This window comes from Pseudomonas sp. LBUM1679 (assembly GCF_059695565.1).
Map to the genome: position 1 here is coordinate 3,366,555 of NZ_CP166774.1, position 18,282 is coordinate 3,384,836.

Consider the following 18,282-nt stretch of genomic DNA (forward strand, 5'->3'; position numbering starts at 1 on the left):
CTCAAGGGGCGGCTTCGCCAGAAGGTCGAAGCTGCCGCACTGCCTGTGCAGCACCTCAAGCGTTCAATGCGGGCCATTCATGCTGGATGAACCCCGCGTCAGACGCTTGAGCGCGATGACCATCAGGCCTCCGGCAACCAGCATTCCTGTGAGAAAAAGCGGATAGGCAACCCACCAGGGGACGGCTGAGGTCATCATGCTGAACTCAGACATGCCACCAATGCTGGCGATCAGGTTGAGAGGCAGGAACACCACATTGATCAGCGTCAGTTTGCGTAGTAGGTTGTTCATGGTGTTGTTCATCAAATTGCCGCGTGCATCGATCAAGCCGGCAAACACCCTGGAGTAGATTTCCGCCTGCTTGTTGCACTGGGTGTTCTCGATGATCAGATCGTCGATAAGCGCGATCGCCTCGACGCTGAAGTGCTCTTTTTCTGCATGGTTGCGCAGCCGGGTCAGGACAGCACCATTGCTGTGAATCGCGTTGATGTAATAGATCAGGCTTTCGCTGAGGTTAAACATCTGGATCAGATGTCGATTCTCCATCGAGGCGTTGAACTTCTGCTGCAACTCGCGAGCCACCATCTTGATCACCTTGAGGTGGCCCAGGTAGTGGTGGAGGTTGTTGAACAATATGTCCAGCAGCACATCCAGTGGTGTGTGCAAGGGGTGCCGCTGCCCCAGTCCGCTCAACTGGGAATCGTCGGTCGCGATGACCAGCAAGCGTGTTTTAGAGAACAGTAAGCCGAACGATGAGACCTCGAAGGCCAGGCTTTCTCCGCCCGAGTAACTTTCCGGACGCTTCCAGATCAGGAACAGGTTATCCGGGTGGAACTCGATGCGTGAGACTTCGTCAGGATCCAGTGCCGAAGCCAACGCGTGATCGTCCAGTTTGAAATCGTTGCGCAGCAGATCCCGTTCTGCAATATCGGGATTGCTGAACAACATCACGTCGGCATCGAGGTGTTCAACCGGTACCAGCGCCCCATTGGCGAGTTGAAAGCTCTTGATCACATCTGACCTCTGGCGTTATCGACTGAGAAAGTCAGTGTCTTGCAGGATGCGTGTCGGATCAAGCGTTCACCAAGCCTGGCCGCGACGTTTGAGTTCCAGGCGCCGGACGAATTCTTCCAGCACCAGTGAATACAAATCGTCTTGCAAGTAAGCGTCCTCGATGCCGGCGTCCATGTTCGGGTTGTCGTTGACCTCAATCACCACCACCTTATCGCCCGACTGCTTGAGGTCGACGCCATAGAGGCCGTCGCCGATGAGGTTCGCGGTCTTCACCGCCAGTTCGACTACCGCTCGCGGTGCCTCGTGGACCGCCAAGGTGCGGCATTCCCCATTAATGTCCTGGCCCTTGGCTTTGTGGTTGTAGATCTGCCAGTGACCTTTGGACATGAAGTACTGGCAGGCGAAAATCGGCTTGCGGTTGAGCACGCCGATGCGCCAGTCATACTCGGTGTAAAAGAACTCCTGAGCCAGCAACAGCACCGAGTGTTCGAATAGCTCAGAGGTGGCTTCCAGCAGTGCTTGTTGGCTTTCGACCTTGATCACACCACGGGAAAAACAACCATCGGGAATCTTCAGCACTAATGGAAAGCCCAGGCGTTCACCGACTCGCTCGAAGTCTTCCGGTCGTTCCTTGTAGAGAATCTCGGTCGCCGGCATACCCAGTTGATGGCTTTTGAGTAGATCAGTCAGGTACACCTTGTTGGTACAGCGCAGGATTGAAGTGGGATCGTCCATCACCACCAGACCTTCGCTTTCCGCCTTCTTGGCGAAGCGGTAGGTGTGGTTATCCACGCTGGTGGTTTCGCGAATCAGCAGGGCGTCATACTCGGCGATTCGTGAATAGTCTTTCTTTTCGATCAGGTCGACATCAATACCCAGGCTTTTGCCGACCCGGATAAAATTCTCGAGTGCCTTGGCATTAGAAGGCGGCAGCGCTTCTTGCGGGTCATGCAAAATGGCCAGGTCGTAGCGGGCAACACGAGGTGAGCGCGGCACTCGCCAGATTTTGCGGCTGAAACTGTCCAGCGAGTTGGCAAATTGATCCTCCTGGTCTTCGCGTAATTTTTGCAAGACGCCAGACTTTATTCCTTCGATGCGCCAACTATTGCTTTTGCGGAACTCTACCAAGAGTATCGGACAAGGGAATATTTCGAAAATTTGTCGCGCCAGTTCTTGCAAGGGTTCAAGGTTGGTTTTACCAAAGTATAGAGTGAGCGTGAATCCTTCGGTGTTACTGTAAAGGTGGTTGTTCAGTGCTTTGTCGAGCGCCTTGTCCAGATCATCCAGTGCCAGGCCATACAGTGACTTTCGAGTCAGCTCGCTGATGGTTCGCACAGACGGAATAACTTTATGGCCGCGTGCTTCAGCCAGTAATGAACAGTAATATCCGTGTCCCAGGTACTTGTAGCTCCGACACAGATTAATAACCTGAACACGCTTGCCGGCTTCGCTTTCAAGGGGTTGCTCGAGATACTCCTGTGCACTCATCACATCCTCTGAGGGGAAATAAGAGGCCCAGTCTTCTTTGCGCTCAACAATAATAACTACCTGGCTAGACCTTCTAGGTGTACTCGGTAAATAAGTAAGGTTTGGTATTGCCGCTCGCCGATTTTGCTCTGATACTTCACGCAAATCACCCTGTACTGCTGACATATGAGAAGGTCCGTTGGAGAACAAGTCCTTATCTATTAAGCACGATCTTTTAAAAAAGTCTCGTTTCGTTACGCAACTTTTACGGCGGCTATATGAACCTGTTATTTCGCAAGGCTACACAAGATGATCTGAAGTCTCTGCTGGAATTGGAAAACCAGTGCTTTACCTATGATCGGCTGACTCCGCGCAGTTTTCAGTGGATGATCAGCCGAGCCCATGCCAGCCTGATCGTTGCGCAGGCCGGGAGTCAACTGATGGGCTACTGCCTGGTCCTGTTTCACCGTGGCACCTCCCTGGCGCGCCTGTACTCAATCGCTATCGCCACCCACAGTCGTGGCCTCGGCCTCGGAAAACAGCTATTGGATCAGGCGGAAGAGTGTGCTCGCGCGCACGACTGCGCCTACCTGCGACTCGAAGTCCGACCGGATAATCCCGTCGCTATCAGTCTTTATGAGCGCAATGGCTACCGACACTTCGCTGTGGTCCACAACTACTACGAAGACCATGTGCATGCGCTGCGTTTGGAGAAGCGCATTCTGCAACATCGGGAAAGCCGTGAATTCCAAGTGCCCTATTACCAGCAAACCACTGAATTTACCTGCGGCCCGGCTTGCCTCTTGATGGCCATGAGGGCATTGCAACCCGATCGTTTGATCGAGCGTAGGGACGAACTGCAAATCTGGCGTGAAGCCACGACGGTGTTCATGACTTCGGGGCATGGCGGTTGCAGTCCCCAAGGGTTGGCACTGGCGGCCTGGCGCCGAGGGTTTCGCGTGCGCCTGCAAGTGAGTATCGCAGGTCCGCTATTTCTCGACGGCGTGCGCGACGAACATAAAAAGGAGGTTATTCGCCTGGTACACGAAGAGTTCTGCACGGAACTTCAGCAGAGCGATGTGGAGCAGGTCAGCAGCAACCAGCTGGATCTGGCTCTCACGCTGAAGGCCGGCGGTCAACCCTTGGTGCTGATCAGCAGCTACCGTCTGACTCGCTCGAAAGCCCCGCACTGGGTAATTGTCACTGACTACGATGAAGATTTCGTCTACCTGCATGACCCGGACATTGATCACAGCAAGCACCGTCAAGCACTCGACTGCCAGCATCTGCCCGTCAGCCACAAGTCGTTCGATAAGATGTGCGCTTTTGGTGGCAACAAGCTGCGCGCCTCAGTGACGCTTTACGCTCGCGAGAATCTTGCTACGGAGTGCCAATTGTGAGAAGGATTATAGGCTGCTTTCGACATCTTCCAGACTGAACGTCGCGGTGTGGTCGTCATAGGAGAAAATTTCAGCGTATCGCCCCCAAGTGATCACGCTCTCCAATGTTTTCTCCACAAACGCCTCAGTGAGTGAATCTTCCAGTTCTTGCTCAAAGCGCACCCGTGGCGCCCGGTGCCCTTGTCGTTCCTGCAATACCTGCCGAATGCGTGCGGCCAGTGGCACGTGCTTGACCAGGTGCTCGGCAAAGAGGGTTTTGCGCTCCTGGGTGCCGTACTCGGCGAATAACTTGCCTATCTCAGTCAGGGTGATGTCGGCGCCCTTGAGTTCAGCGAACCCCAGGTATTCCAGCATCTCTGCTACCGGGAACAGGTCGTCCACTTCCAGCAAGCGCCGCTCTGCAACATCTGGCAGGCCGGCATGCCCGTTATAGGGTTCGGCAGCGAGGGTTTCGATCAGGCCTGCCATGAGGTTGGTGGAGACTTCTGGCAACGGGCTGCCCATCTTCAGTTCCGCATTTCCGGTGCTGGCGTCGGCGCTGCGCCGGTCGGTCATCAGGGCATAGATGTCGTCGACCATTTGCCGAAAGGTCGGGTCCAGTCGGTTGCGTGGATGCTCGAAGGGCACTTTGATTTCGGCGACGACGCTCCCGGGGTTTGATGACAGGACCAGGATGCGGTCGCACATCAAAACGGCTTCTTCGATGTTGTGGGTCACGATCAGGATGGATTTGATCGGCAGTTGTTCACCGCTCCACAACTCCAGCAGGTCGGTGCGCAGTGTTTCGGCGGTCAGTACGTCGAGGGCGGAGAAGGGCTCGTCCATTAACAGCAGCGTCGGGTTGACCACCAACGCGCGGGCGAATCCGACTCGTTGCCGCATACCGCCGGACAATTCCCGTGGATAGGCGTTTTCGAAACCATCGAGGCCGATCAGGTCGATCGCTGCCAGTGCGCGTTTGCGCGCGGCCTTGCGTTCGACCTGTAGCGCTTGCAGGCCGGCCTCGACGTTTTCGAGGACGGTCAGCCAAGGGAACAGCGCAAAGGTCTGAAAGACCATCGCCACGCCTTTAGCCGGCCCGGTGAGCAAGGCGCCGTTGTACCGGATCTCGCCCGACGACGGCTGTATCAGGCCGGCAATGATGCGCAGCAAGGTGGATTTGCCCGATCCGGAGCGGCCCAGCATGCCGACGATCTCGCCTTCGCGCAGCGTCAGGTCAACATCGCTGAGCACTTGCAACTCGTCCTTGCCCTTGCCAAACGCCCGGCTCACGTTGTTCAGCGAGTAAATTTCGGGGGATGCCTGTGTGTGTTCGGTATAGGTATTCATGACATCGAATCCCGTTAATTGAGACGGAGTTTGTTTTCAGCAATGGCGTACAACGGCCGCCATACCGCGCGATTGAAGGCCACGACAAAGAGCGACATCACCACCACGCCCAGAGTGATTTTCGGAAAGTCACCGGATGCCGTGTTCTGGGCGATGTAAGCGCCCAGGCCGTGGGCAACGACCTTGTTTTGTCCCCATGAAACGAATTCGGAAACGATACTGGCGTTCCACGCACCGCCAGAAGCAGTGATCGCCCCGGTCACGTAATACGGGAAGATGCCCGGCAGCATGACCTTGCGCCACCACAGCCAGCCGCGAATGCGGAAGTTGGCCGCGGCCTCGCGGAAGTCGTTCGGGAATGCACTGGCGCCGGCGATGACGTTGAACAAGATGTACCACTGCGTACCCAGCACAATCAGCGGGCTCAGCCAGATATCCGGGTTCAACTGGTAACGCAGAATCACGATGACAAACACCGGGAACAGCAAGTTGGCGGGGAAAGCCGCGAGGAACTGCGCCAACGGCTGGATTTTTTCCGCCAGGTGCGCACGCGAACCGATCATCACGCCCAGCGGCACCCAAATCAGCGAGGCCACGGCAATCAACAGCACCACCCGTACCAGGGTAATCAGCCCCATGCCGAGCACATGCCCGACCTCATCGAGTGTCACTTCGCTGCTCATGTAGAGGGCAATGTGGTACAGCGTGTAGAGGGTCAACACGGCAATCAGCGTGCCCCACACCCAATCGATCAGTCGTGAAGTGGCCGGGTTCGATGGCATGGCGCTGCGGCTTGAGCACGGCAGGCTGAAGCGTCGGTTGCCGATTCGGCCGATGGTTCGGGTGATGGGGCGCAAGATGCGCTGGACCATGCGGGTGCGCTGGATCAACTTCAGCACCCATGACTCCGGTGCGCCCGCCTGGGAGGCGGTATTCTCCATGCGGAATTTGTCGGCCCAGGCCACCAGTGGCCGGAACAGAAACTGGTCGTAAATCAGAATGACCGCGATCATCGCCAGAATGACGTAGCCCACGGCGTGCAGGTCTTGCTGCTGGATGGCGATCGCCAGGTACGAACCCACGCCAGGCAGCATGACGGTCTTGTCACCGACGGTAATGGCTTCGGAGGCCACCACGAAGAACCAGCCACCGGACATGCTCATCATCATGTTCCAGACCAGTCCCGGAATGGCGAACGGCACGTCGAGCTTCCAGAACTTTTGCCAGCCGGACAACTGAAGGTTACTGGATACTTCTTCCAGGTCACGCGGCAGCATGCGCAGTGACTGGTAGAAACTGAACGTCATGTTCCAGGCCTGGCTGGTGAAGATGGCAAAAATGGCGGCGAATTCAGCGCCAAGTACTCGCCCTGGAAACAACAACAGAAAAAACGTCACGGTGAACGAAATGTAGCCCAGCACGGGCACCGATTGCAGGATGTCCAGCACCGGCACCAGCAGTTTCTCGGCCCGTCGGCTTTTGGCCGCCAGGGTTCCGTAAAGCAGGGTGAAGACCAGAGACACGGCCATCGCCGCAAGCATGCGCAGGGTGGTTCGCATCGCATATTCGGGCAGGCTGGCCGGGTCGAGTGAGATGACTTCACCCTGCAAGGTGGACATCGGCGCCCAGGTTTCCCGTGCGGCTACCGAAAAAAACAACAAAAAGCCGATCACCAGCGGCAGGGCAAACAGATCCCAGCGGTTGGGTAGTAATCGGAGCGTAGTGGCCGGGATGTAGTGACGCAGTACCTTGTTCATATTCAGTGATTCCAACATCGTTCTGAATGGAGGGGCAGGACCACAAGTCAGCACTTTCTTGAACTCGCGTGGCTGAACCAAAAATCAACGTAACTTTTGCCGCCCTGTGTTCAAGGAATAAAACGGTAACCAACACCCGTTTCGGTAATGAGGTGTCGCGGTTGGGAAGGGTCTGCTTCGACTTTTTTACGCAGGCCGCCCATGAATACCCGAAGGTAAGGTGTATCTGTGGTGTGCCCAGGACCCCACACAGCCTTGAGTAGTTGCTGGTGAGTCAGCACGCGGTTCGGATGTGAGCAAAGATGGACCAGCAAGCGATACTCAAGCGGTGTCAGATGCAGCGGGGCGCCAGAGCGCTCCACGATACGCCGTTCCATATCAATCCGGACGTCGCCAAAGGCCAGGACCGCATGGTTCTCGGTATCCTTCACGTGTCTGCGCAGCAGTGCGCGGACGCGAGCCAGTAGTTCTCCGGTGCCAAACGGTTTCACCAGATAGTCGTCAGCGCCAGTATCCAGGGCCAGGATCTTGTCCGACTCCGCGCCACGGGCTGACAACACAATGATCGGCACCTCTGACCAACTCCGTACGTCCCGAATAAGGTCAACACCGTCGCCGTCGGGCAGTCCGAGGTCGAGCACGATCAGGTCCGGATGGCGTGTCCCTGCATCGATAAGGCCTCGATGAAAGGTATCGGCTTCATGCACCTCCAGGCCTTCAGCTTGCAGGGCCATGCGCACGAAGCGTCGTATTTCCTTCTCATCTTCAATGATCAGGACGTGCAGCACCGATTCGGTCATGGTTGCTCCTCGCCTGTTTGCTGAGCAAAGGGTTCTATGACTGGCGGCTCTTCACGGGGTAGACGTAACGTGAAACGCGCACCGCCCTCTGGGCGTGTAACACCCAAAATGGTTCCTCCATGAGCTTGCGCAATGGCTCGACAGATGGCCAGGCCCAGCCCTACGCCGGGTATCGAGCTTTCCTTTTTGCCGCGCATGAATTTGCTGAAAATTGCCTCTTCGTGACCGTGCGGTAACCCGGGTCCTTCGTCGGCGACCCACACTTCGAAGTTGTCAGGCGTGGCCCTGGCGCCCAGGCCTATGGTGGTGCCTGCCGGCGTGTACTTGACGGCGTTCTCGATCAGGTTGATGAGGACGCGTTCGATCAGTACCGCGTCGATTTTTACGGGAGGTAAATCATCGTCCAGAGCGACCTGAACCGAACGCCCACCCAGAATCGGCTGGATGGCTCGCAGGGCGCTGCCCACCACGTCTTCGATGGGTTGCCACTGCCGATTCAACACCACTTTGCCGGATTCCAGGCGCGCCATGTCCAGCAGATTGTTGACCAGCGTATTCATGCGCAGCGCCGATTCGCCCACCGCCGTGGCAATCTCGGCGGCTTCGCCGGTCAGGGGTGGCTTGGTCAGTTTAAGCGCTTCGGCAAGCCCTACCAAAACGGACAATGGCGTTCGCAGGTCGTGGGAGATGGCCGAGAGCAGCGAGTTACGCAAGCGCTCGGACTCCATCTGCACTGTCGTGTCCTGGGCAATGTGGATGTAATGAATCCGTTCGAGCGAGATGGCCAGCAATGACGCACAGGTGTCGAGCAGGCGTCGCTGTTCCGGCACCACCAGCCGGCTCGTGTCTCGCGGTTGCACGGCCAGTACACCGCGCACCCGCATGGGGGCTGACAACGGCAGATAAAGTGTTGAACTTGAGGGCAGGGTGTCGGTGCCGTAACCGGCCGGTTCGGTTTTATCGAAAGACCACTGGGCAATGGCAACGTCCACTTGCGGGGCATCTCCCGTGACCATGGGGGCCAGCAGTTTGTTGTTGTCATCGGCTACCAGCAAGGCAGACCTGGCGCCAAACTCGGCGCAGAGAAAACGTGCACTGATGTCGGCGACTTGCTCGGTCATCAGCGCGGCGGACAACAGGCGCGACATGTCGTACAGCGCCCGCATGCGGTCTTCGCGCCGTTGCGCCACCCGTGCCTGGTAGGTCAGGCCGGCGGTCATTTGTCCGATCACCAGTGCGACCACGAGCATGACGCTGAACGTCACGAGGTACTGGGCATCGGTGAAGGCAAACGAAAAACGCGGCGATACAAAAAAGAAGTCGAATGCCCCCACTGACACAAAGGCCGCCAGAATCGCAGGGCCACGACCAAAGCGGACGGCGACGGCGACGACGACCAGCAGGAATATCATGACGATATTGGCCTGTTCCAGCACGTGAGCCAGGGGCATGACCAGCATGGTCGTTACCGTACAGAGGGCTACGCTCCAGATATAGGAGCGCCACATCACTGGATTCTCGGTCTTGGTGGCGCCGGGCTCGGTTTGTGTACGCTGGCTGGCTGGTAGGGAAACTTGGATAACGTCCAGGTCAGCGCCCAGCGTACCAATTCGATCCGCCAGTACCCGCCCCCAGAAACGACGACGAGGGTGTTCGTCGCGCCCCAACACGACTTTGGAGAGATTGTGCTGCCGTGCGTACTTGACCAGCGTCTCGGCAATGTCCTGGCCGGCCAGGGTCGAGATCTGGGCGCCCATGTCCTGGGCCAGCTTTAAGGTCGCCAGAACGCGACGGCGCTTCGTTTCGGGCAGACGCTGCAAGGCAGGGGTCTCGACATACACCGCATGCCAGGGCACGTTGAGCTGAGCGGCCAGACGAGCTGTCGAACGTACGGTCTTTTCCCCCAATTCATGCGGGCCGATGCAAGCGAGCAATGAGTCTCGGGTGCCCCAGACGGGTTTTACTGCACTGCTTATGCGGTATTGGAGCATCTCGCTGTCGACACGGTCGGCCGTACGCCGTAGTGCCAATTCGCGCAAGGCGATCAGGTTGCCTTTGCGGAAGAAGTTCTGCACCGCGCGTTCAGCCTGATGGGCCAGATAGACTTTGCCTTCCTTGAGGCGTTGCAGCAGGTCGTCAGGTGGCAAGTCGACAATGACCACTTCATCGGCCGTGTCGAACACATGGTCGGGGACGGTTTCCCAGACCCGAATCCCGGTAATGCCGCCGACGATGTCATTCAGGCTTTCCAGGTGCTGAACATTCATGGTGGACCAGACGTCGATACCAGCGCCGAGCAGCTCTTCGACGTCCTGCCAGCGTTTTGGATGGCGGGAGCCGACGATGTTGGAGTGAGCCAGTTCGTCGATCAGAATCAGCTCGGGTTTGCGCAACAGCGCGGCGTCCAGATCGAATTCGGTGAGCGTACGGTTCTTGTCGATGACCTGTTTGAGCGGCAATTGTTCGAGCCCCAAGGTCAGCGCCTGGGTCTCGGCGCGACCATGAGTTTCGATCACGCCGATCAGTACATTGATGTTCTGTTGTTTCGCCGTTTGCGCGGCGACCAGCATCGCGTAAGTCTTGCCGACACCGGCACTGGCGCCGAAAAAAATCTTTAACCGACCGCGATTGGCTTGCGCTTCTTCTTCACGAATCTGAGCCAGTAGCTGGTCCGGATCAGGACGTTGTTCTGCCATCAAGCCCACCGTGTGTGAGTTGGCGCTCAATGCGTGGCGTCGAGTGCCAGGTTCAGTTCGAGGACGTTGACCCGAGGCTCGCCAAGGAACCCGAACAGCATGCCTTCAGAGTGCTCGGCGATCAGTTGATGAACGCGCTCTATAGGCAGGCTGCGCACCCGCGAAATTCGACCCGCCTGATACAGCGCTGCTGCGATGCTGATATGCGGATCAAGACCGCTAGCCGAACTGTAGACCAGGTCGGCGGGCACCGTGGCGGTGTTCCCGGGATCGGCTGCACGCAAGGCATCGATGCGGCCCTTGATCGCGTCCGCCAGTGCCGGGTTCAGAGGTCCCAGGTTTGAGCCTGATGATGCTGCCGCGTTGTAGGGCATGGGGCTGGTTGCAGACGGACGACTCCAGAAATGCCTGGGATCGCTGAAGCCCTGACCGATCAACGACGAACCCACAGTTTTACCATCCTTTTCGATCAGGCTGCCCGCGGCCTGAGAGGGGAACACAAGCCTGGCAATCCCGGTGGTGACCAGTGGATAGGCCAGGCCCGTGATCAACGACAGTGCAATCAGCAGGGTCAACGCCGGACGCAGCAGAGAAGCCATGACAGTGCTCCTTCAAGTCAGACCGACGGCAAACAGCGCCATGTCGATCACTTTGATGCCAATGAATGGAACGATCACGCCACCCAGTCCATAGATCAACAGGTTACGGCGCAACAGCAAGGCCGCGCCGACCGGGCGATACTTCACGCCTTTGAGCGCCAGGGGAATCAGGAAGATGATGATCAACGCGTTGAAGATTACCGCTGACAACACCGCCGAGTTAGGGCTGGTGAGGCCCATGATGTTGAGTGCCGCAAGCTGCGGGTACGTGGTGACGAAGGCAGCCGGTACGATGGCGAAGTACTTGGCGATGTCGTTGGCGATCGAGAAAGTGGTCAGCGAACCACGGGTCATCAGCATCTGTTTGCCGGTTTCCACTACCTCGATCAACTTCGTCGGGTTGCTGTCCAGGTCGACCATGTTGCCGGCCTCCTTGGCAGCCTGGGTCCCCGAATTCATCGCCACGGCGACATCCGCCTGAGCCAATGCCGGAGCATCGTTGGTACCGTCGCCAGTCATGGCCACCAGCCGACCTTCGGCCTGATAGCTGCGGATCAGTTCGAGCTTTTGTTCGGGCGTCGCCTCGGCCAGAAAGTCATCGACACCTGCTTCGGCGGCGATGGCCGCAGCGGTGACCCGGTTATCGCCGGTCACCATCACCGTCTTGATCCCCATGCGGCGCAGTTCGACGAAGCGTTCCTTGATTCCGCCCTTGACGATGTCCTTGAGTTCGATGACGCCCAGTACATTGGCCCCGTCGGCCACCACCAGTGGGGTGCTGCCCCGGCGCGCTACCTCTTCAATGCTGGTTTGCACCGCCTCGGGAAAGCTGCCGCCCAGACCTTGAACATGCTTGAGGATCGCCTCGCCAGCGCCCTTGCGTATTTGCCGGTCGCCCAGGTTGACACCGCTCATGCGCGTTTGCGCCGAAAAGTGCACGAAATGGGCGTCGAGTGCGCCAATGTCGCGTTCCCGCAGGTTGAAACGCTGCTTGGCCAATACGACGATACTGCGTCCTTCGGGGGTTTCGTCGGCCAGGGAGGCCAGTTGCGCCACATCCGCCAGTTCGGCCTCCTTGTGTCCCGGCGCCGGTATAAATGCCGAGGCGTGACGGTTACCCAGCGTGATGGTCCCGGTTTTGTCGAGCAACAGAACATCGACATCTCCGGCAGCTTCCACGGCTCGGCCGGAGGTGGCAATGACGTTGGCCTCCATCATGCGGCTCATGCCCGCCACCCCAACTGCCGACAACAATCCGGCAATGGTGGTGGGAATCAGACACACCAGCAGTGAGATCAGGACGGTGATCGACACCGGCATGCCGGCCTTCGCCACGGCAACACCAAACAACGAGAAGGGCAGCAGGGTCACCGTGACGCCGAGGAACACGATTGTCAGTGCGACCAATAAAATCGACAGGGCGATTTCATTCGGGGTCTTTTGTCGCTTGGCGTTCTCGACCATGGCGATCATGCGGTCGACGAAGGTCTCGCCGGGATTGGTGGTCACGCGCACGACAATCCAGTCCGACAACACCCGAGTCCCGCCGGTCACTGCCGAGAAATCGCCGCCACATTCTCGTATCACCGGGGCAGACTCGCCGGTGATGGCTGACTCATCCACCGAGGCGGCACCCTCAATCACCTCGCCGTCGGCAGGGATCACCGAGTCCGCCAAGTCGCCGGCTTCAACCACCACCACATCGCCCTTGCACAGATCGCTCGATTGAGCCAGTTGCCACTCTGCGCCGTAGTGAGGTTCGCGTAGTTTCTTGGCCCAGGTTTCCTTTTTCAGGTCGCGCAGGGAGGCCGCCTGAGCCTTGCTGCGGCCTTCGGCCAGGGCCTCGGCAAAATTGGCGAACAACACGGTGAACCAGAGCCATAGGGCAATCGCGAGAATGAACCCGGTGCTGGCCTCACCCTTGCCGCCAAGGGCTTGTGCCCACAGAGCGGTGGTGATGATTGCGCCGATATAGACGACGAACATCACCGGGTTACGCCACTGAGTCCTGGGACTGAGTTTGCGCATGGATTCAACCATGGCAGGTCGTATGAGCTTGGGGTCGAACAAGGAGAACGCTTTGCGTGTCATGTTCGTGATCTCACTTGATCATGATGAAGTGTTCAACGATGGGACCCAGCGCGAGCGCCGGTACGTAGTTCAACAAACCGACCAGCAACACCGTGCCGATCAGCAGAACAACGAACAGCATCCCGTGGGTGGGCATCGTGCCTGCGGTGACCGCCAGACGTTTCTTGGCTGCCAGGCTGCCGGCGACCGCGAGCACCGGCACGATGACGCCGAACCGGCCAAACCAGGTCATGATCGCCAGCATCGTGTTGTAGAACGGTGTGTTGGCCGACAGGCCGGCGAATGCACTGCCGTTGTTGTTGGCCGCCGAGGTGAAGGCGTAGAGAATTTCCGAAAAGCCATGGACACCGGGATTGGCGATCCCCAGCCTGCCGGCCTCGGCCATGACGGCGATGGCTGTACCGAACAGCACCAGCAATGGCGTCACCAGAATCGCGATGGCGACCATTTTCATCTCGTAGGCTTCGATTTTCTTGCCCAGATACTCAGGGGTACGGCCGATCATCAGGCCGGCGATGAACACCGCGAGGATGGCGAACACCAGCATGCCGTACAGGCCTGAACCGGTGCCGCCAAACACCACCTCGCCCAGTTGCATCAGCACCAACGGCACCGCGCCGCCCAGTGGGGTGAATGAGTCATGCATACCATTGACTGCACCGCAGGAAGCCGCCGTGGTCACGGCCGCGAACAGGCTGGAGGCGCTGATGCCGAAACGCAGTTCCTTGCCTTCCATGTTGCCCGCCGCCGTATCGATGCCCAGCGCTGAAAATTGCGGGTTACCGAGTTGTTCGTAATGGGTGACAGCCACCACCGCGATCAAGAAGATGATCGTCATCGTCGCCAGCAGCGCCCAGCCTTGTCGTATGTCGCCGACGACGTGGCCGAACACGAAACACAGCGCGGTAGGAATTAGGAAAATCGCGATCAACTGCAAGAAGTTGGTAATGGCGGTGGGGTTCTCGTAGGGGTGGGCCGAGTTGGCGTTGAAGAAACCGCCACCGTTAGTGCCCAGCATTTTGATGGCCTCTTGTGACGCCACCGGCCCCATGGCAATGGTCTGCTCGTCACTGATGATGCTTTTCAATGCGGGATTGCCTTGCGCATCAAGGGTCGGCTGACCGGCGTCATTGAGTGCCGGAACCTGGTACTGCATGACCTCCATCGTCGTGACTTCCTTATAGGGGGCAAGATTCTGGATCACACCTTGGCTGACGAAGAACAACGCGAAAATCAGCGACAGCGGTAACAGCACCCACAAGGTGATGCGCGTGAGATCTGTCCAGGCATTGCCGATGCTGTCCGCGCTGTGGCGCGCGAACCCGCGAATCAGGGCAATTGCCACCACGATACCGGTGGCGGCGGACAGGAAGTTCTGCACTGTCAGCGCGAGCATCTGGGTCAGGTAGCTCATCGTTGCTTCGCCGCTGTAGGCTTGCCAGTTGGTATTGGTGACGAAACTGGCAGCCGTATTGAACGACGAATCCGGACTTACGGCGCCCATGCCTTGCGGGTTAAATGGCAGAACGCCTTGCAACCGTTGTAGTGCATAAACGACCAACAATCCCAGCGCATTAAATACAATCAAGGCGAGTGCGTATTGAAGCCAACTCATCTGCGTTTCAGGTTTGACCCCGGCAAGGCGATACAGCGGCGACTCAATGCGCGAACCGAAGGTAAACCGGCCTTCCATCACGGTGGTCAGCCAAAGCCCAAGAGGCCAGGCCAGAATGCCGAGCGTCAGAAGAAAAGCCCCCAGCAGGACCCAGGCTTGAATAGTCACAGGAAGTCCTCCGGAAACAGCAACGCGCAGACGAGATAAACCAGTAACCCGGCCGCTATCAGGCTGCCGAATAGATAGAAGCCCGTCATGACCGCCTCCTGTTAAGCGCCGCACAGCCGAGCGCCAGGCCCACCAGGCTGATAAAAAACAGCGCTGCGAGTACTAAAAAGATGAAGTCCATGGCATTCCCTCCAGCAATGAAGGAAGCCTAGTTTGGCGTCTGGTAAATTGTTGAAAGGATTGGGGGCGAAAGAATAAAGATCTTATAAAGACCCAGGATAGTGCGGCTGGATCAGGGGCAGTTGATTGGTATCAGGCATTTTTCTTTGGTAGGTCTTTTGGAAATTGTTCCGGAGGATAAAATATCTTTCGCGGAACTCAAGGCGCTCTACGATTTCTTTACGATTCATTTGGTTAATTATACGAAGCTATACGTGAGCGAACAAAATTAGTTCAACGCGTTGGTCCTTCTTTCCACAACCAATGATCGCCCGGCATTCTCTATGTCAAAAATCTACAGCTATGCCCGCGTGAATGGCTCCTTGCTATCGAGCCTGAACGCTCGCCAGGATCACCCACAATCCCAATAAAGCCAGAACAGCAAAGCCTGCCCCCATCAAGAAGGTGCCCTGGAAGCCTACCGTATCCCACAGCGCCCCGGCGATCACACTGGCCAGCAGCAAGGTCAGCCCGGTCAACAGATTGAACATGCCGAAGGCCGTCCCGCGCAGTTCAGCCGGCGCGTGGTCGGCAATCAGGGCGGCGAATATCCCTTGGGTAAAGCCCATGTGCAGCCCCCATAGCACGACGCCAACGACCAGACCACCAATACCCGGCGCGAAGGCCAGCGTCAGATCGGCCGCGACCAGCAACAACAGACCTGCGCCGAGCACCGCCACGCGGCCGACACGATCAGACAGGGCGCCTGCGGGATAGGCTGACAGTGAGTACGCCACCCCCATCAGCACCAGCACCGCTGGCGCCCACATCGGCGCCAGCCCGACGGCGTGACCGCGCAAGATCAAAAAGGCTTCGCTGAAACGCGCCAGGGTGAACACCGCGGCGACACCGACCACCCACCAGTAGCCGGCGCCCAGTCGGGCCAACTCCCGCCGACTCAAAGGCGCACGCACCCGGCGCGTCCCTTGCGTTTGTTTGGGTTCATGCACAAACACAAGCAACACAGCGACGGCAAGGAAGGCCGGGATGACGGCCACCCAGAACACCGTCTGGAAGTGGTTCGCGGTCAGCCACATCAATCCGATCGCCAGCAACGGCCCCAGGCATGCGCCCACGGTATCCAGCGTCTGACGCAGGCCGAAAGCCGCCCCCCGAATGGCCGGTGGCGTGATATCGGCGACCAGCGCATCGCGTGGGGCGCCGCGAATGCCTTTGCCGATACGGTCGATAAAGCGCGCACCGATCAGCCAATCCAGCGAGCCCGCCAAAGGAAAGATCGGTTTGGACAGCGCCCCCAGCCCGTAACCCAGCGCCGCGAGCAGTTTGCGCTTGCCCAAACGGTCACTGAGTGCTCCGGAGAATACCTTGGTGATCGAAGCCGTGGCCTCGGCGATGCCTTCGATCAGGCCCACCGCCAGAACGGAGGTACCCAGTACGGTCACCATGTAGAGCGGCAACAAGGCATGGATCATCTCTGAGGAGATGTCCATCAACATCGAGACGAAACCCAGCGCCCAGATGCCGCCAGGCATGGTGCGCCAGCCGTTGCGGGTTGACGCTTCCTCGACCGGCGCGGTAACCGGCGTGTCACCCGACGGGTCAGTGGATTTCATCATGAGCCTCGAAAATGTGTTTGGCATGGCATCCAGCGCCACCTTGCACGGCTCAGTCAATGAGTCATTTACAGGGGAATGCCTCTCGGTGTGCTTGAATCGCCAGTGCCACTTCCGGCAGGTTCAACTGATTGGGATGGGCCTCCAGATACTTGACGACGACGCCTACGCTTTCTTTGTTGTTCACTGCCCGTGGAACGCAGATGCGTTGTTCTTTCGGCAAGAGGTCGGCGTATGCGCTCAAAGTCTGGCGAACGCCCTGGACCAGCCCGATGCACAACCCGCTTTCAAAGGCACTGTAGTCGTCAGTTGGAATCTTCTGACCGATCATTTTGCACGCCATCAGCAAGTTGTTCCCATCTGCCAGGGCCTGACCACACCCCAGCAGCGATACCAATGCGACCAGTCCGATTCGTATTATCAACGTGCATTCTCCCATGACTCGGGAGAGGCTAGCCGGTGCGATTGCGATATTGAAGGACCTATAAACATAAGCGATTACCGCATAAGTTTTTCGCAAGGCTCCGTGCCAATGGCCAGTTTCTGTACCCGTTCAGGCCGCGGTTTTGGCTCGATCATGTCCGCCGCGCGCCATAGTCGACCGTAGAGTCCTGGCTGACCAACTGAGTTTAGTTTCAATACAAAAAAAGGGCCGTGAGATCCTTTCTTATTGAGAAATTCCACCCAGGTTTTAATCTTCGCATCGACGAACTTGCGCGACGGATAGATCGCGAACAGGTTCAACTCCTCCAGCCGGTACTCTGGCAATACCCGCACCAATGTCCCTGCCCTCAGGCCGCTCACGGCCGATGCTATTGGCTGAATGCCGATTCCCATGCCTTTTTCGATCGCGATGGTCATGCCGTCGGCGGTGTTGATGTGAAAGGGTGACAGCGCAATCGTGATGGTTTCCGTACCTTGGGGGCCTTCGAAGGTCCAGTTCTCGACCGGCATGACCGTGTTGACGATCCGCAGGCACTCATGCTCGCAGAGCGCGCCGGGTGTGTGCGGGAGGCCGCGTTTTTCCAGGTAGGCCGGCGATGCGCAGAGGATGCTGTAGGTGATGCCGAGGCGCTGGGCGACGAAGCCCGAATCCGGGAGGTCGCGGGCCAGCACGATGGACATGTCGTAGCCTTCTTCCAGCAGGTCCGGGACGCGGTTGGTCAGGGTCAGGTCGAACATGACTGTCGGGTGGATTTCCCGGTAGCGGGCGATGGCATCGATCACGTAATGGTTACCGATGGCCGACATGGCGTGGATTTTCAAGCGGCCGACGGGCACGGTCTGGGCGGTTCCGGCTTCCTCGTCGGCTTCGCGTACGTCGTCGAGGATTTTTTCGCAGCGTTGCAAGTAACGTATGCCGGCTTCGGTGAGGGCGAGGCGGCGAGTGGTGCGGTTGATCAGGCGCGTGTGCAAGCGGGCCTCGAGGGCAGAGACGGTTTTGGAGACGTTGGTCGTGGTGGTATCAAGCAGCTGCGCGGCGGCGGTGAAGCTGCCGCTTTGGGCGACGACGATGAAAAAGCGCATGCTCTGGAAGACGTCCATCGTTTCGT

The 18,282-nt window shown here is 58.1% G+C and carries 14 protein-coding genes; 1 reads left to right on the plus strand and 13 read right to left on the minus strand.

Annotated features, from left to right (window positions below; all coding sequences use genetic code 11):
- Positions 1-63: 63 nt before the first annotated feature.
- Together ACA062_RS15400 and ACA062_RS15405 are read right to left on the minus strand one after the other, a co-directional pair.
- The gene (locus tag ACA062_RS15400; RefSeq protein ID WP_497457162.1) at positions 64-1,014 is read right to left on the minus strand and encodes a magnesium transporter CorA family protein; all 951 of its coding nucleotides are present in this window, start codon (positions 1,012-1,014) and stop codon (positions 64-66) included.
- 66 nt (positions 1,015-1,080) lie between these two features.
- Positions 1,081-2,667, minus strand: coding sequence for a RimK family ATP-grasp domain-containing protein (locus tag ACA062_RS15405; protein ID WP_497457163.1), 1,587 nt, complete (start codon positions 2,665-2,667; stop codon positions 1,081-1,083).
- A 92-nt stretch (positions 2,668-2,759) separates the two neighbouring features.
- On the opposite strand from ACA062_RS15405, the gene rimI reads away from it, so the two are divergent.
- Positions 2,760-3,881, plus strand: coding sequence for a ribosomal protein S18-alanine N-acetyltransferase (gene rimI, locus ACA062_RS15410; protein WP_497457164.1), 1,122 nt, complete (start codon positions 2,760-2,762; stop codon positions 3,879-3,881).
- A gap of 6 nt (positions 3,882-3,887) precedes the next feature.
- Here the strand turns inward: rimI and ACA062_RS15415 are convergent, their stop codons facing one another.
- The 11 genes from ACA062_RS15415 to ACA062_RS15465 all read right to left on the minus strand — a co-directional run bounded on the left by ACA062_RS15415 (position 3,888) and on the right by ACA062_RS15465 (position 18,274).
- Positions 3,888-5,210, minus strand: coding sequence for an ABC transporter ATP-binding protein (locus ACA062_RS15415; protein ID WP_497457165.1), 1,323 nt, complete (start codon positions 5,208-5,210; stop codon positions 3,888-3,890).
- Between the two features lie 14 nt (positions 5,211-5,224).
- Positions 5,225-6,967 (minus strand): ABC transporter permease, encoded by a 1,743-nt coding sequence (locus ACA062_RS15420; protein WP_497457166.1) that lies wholly within the window; start codon positions 6,965-6,967, stop codon positions 5,225-5,227.
- Between the two features lie 110 nt (positions 6,968-7,077).
- On the minus strand, positions 7,078-7,767 hold the full coding sequence (locus ACA062_RS15425; protein WP_497457167.1) for a response regulator: 690 nt from the start codon (positions 7,765-7,767) through the stop codon (positions 7,078-7,080).
- The gene (kdpD, locus tag ACA062_RS15430; protein ID WP_497457168.1) at positions 7,764-10,463 is read right to left on the minus strand and encodes a two-component system sensor histidine kinase KdpD; all 2,700 of its coding nucleotides are present in this window, start codon (positions 10,461-10,463) and stop codon (positions 7,764-7,766) included. The genes ACA062_RS15425 and kdpD overlap by 4 nt, the downstream gene beginning before the upstream one ends.
- A gap of 26 nt (positions 10,464-10,489) precedes the next feature.
- The gene (kdpC, locus tag ACA062_RS15435) at positions 10,490-11,062 is read right to left on the minus strand and encodes a potassium-transporting ATPase subunit KdpC (protein ID WP_497457169.1); all 573 of its coding nucleotides are present in this window, start codon (positions 11,060-11,062) and stop codon (positions 10,490-10,492) included.
- 12 nt (positions 11,063-11,074) lie between these two features.
- Positions 11,075-13,153, minus strand: coding sequence for a potassium-transporting ATPase subunit KdpB (kdpB, locus tag ACA062_RS15440; protein ID WP_497457170.1), 2,079 nt, complete (start codon positions 13,151-13,153; stop codon positions 11,075-11,077).
- 10 nt (positions 13,154-13,163) lie between these two features.
- A complete protein-coding gene (kdpA, locus tag ACA062_RS15445; RefSeq protein ID WP_497457171.1) occupies positions 13,164-14,936 on the minus strand; it encodes a potassium-transporting ATPase subunit KdpA in 1,773 nt (590 codons plus the stop codon).
- Entirely contained in the window at positions 14,933-15,025 is a 93-nt protein-coding gene (kdpF, locus tag ACA062_RS15450; RefSeq protein WP_349294113.1) for a K(+)-transporting ATPase subunit F, read from the minus strand. Before kdpF ends, kdpA begins: the two co-directional genes overlap by 4 nt.
- 456 nt (positions 15,026-15,481) lie before the next feature.
- The gene (locus tag ACA062_RS15455; protein ID WP_497457424.1) at positions 15,482-16,729 is read right to left on the minus strand and encodes an MFS transporter; all 1,248 of its coding nucleotides are present in this window, start codon (positions 16,727-16,729) and stop codon (positions 15,482-15,484) included.
- A gap of 64 nt (positions 16,730-16,793) precedes the next feature.
- On the minus strand, positions 16,794-17,126 hold the full coding sequence (locus ACA062_RS15460) for a Rap1a/Tai family immunity protein (RefSeq protein ID WP_497457172.1): 333 nt from the start codon (positions 17,124-17,126) through the stop codon (positions 16,794-16,796).
- Between the two features lie 101 nt (positions 17,127-17,227).
- Complete coding sequence (locus tag ACA062_RS15465) at positions 17,228-18,274, minus strand: LysR family transcriptional regulator (protein WP_497457173.1); 1,047 nt, start codon at positions 18,272-18,274, stop codon at positions 17,228-17,230.
- Positions 18,275-18,282 lie beyond the last annotated feature (8 nt).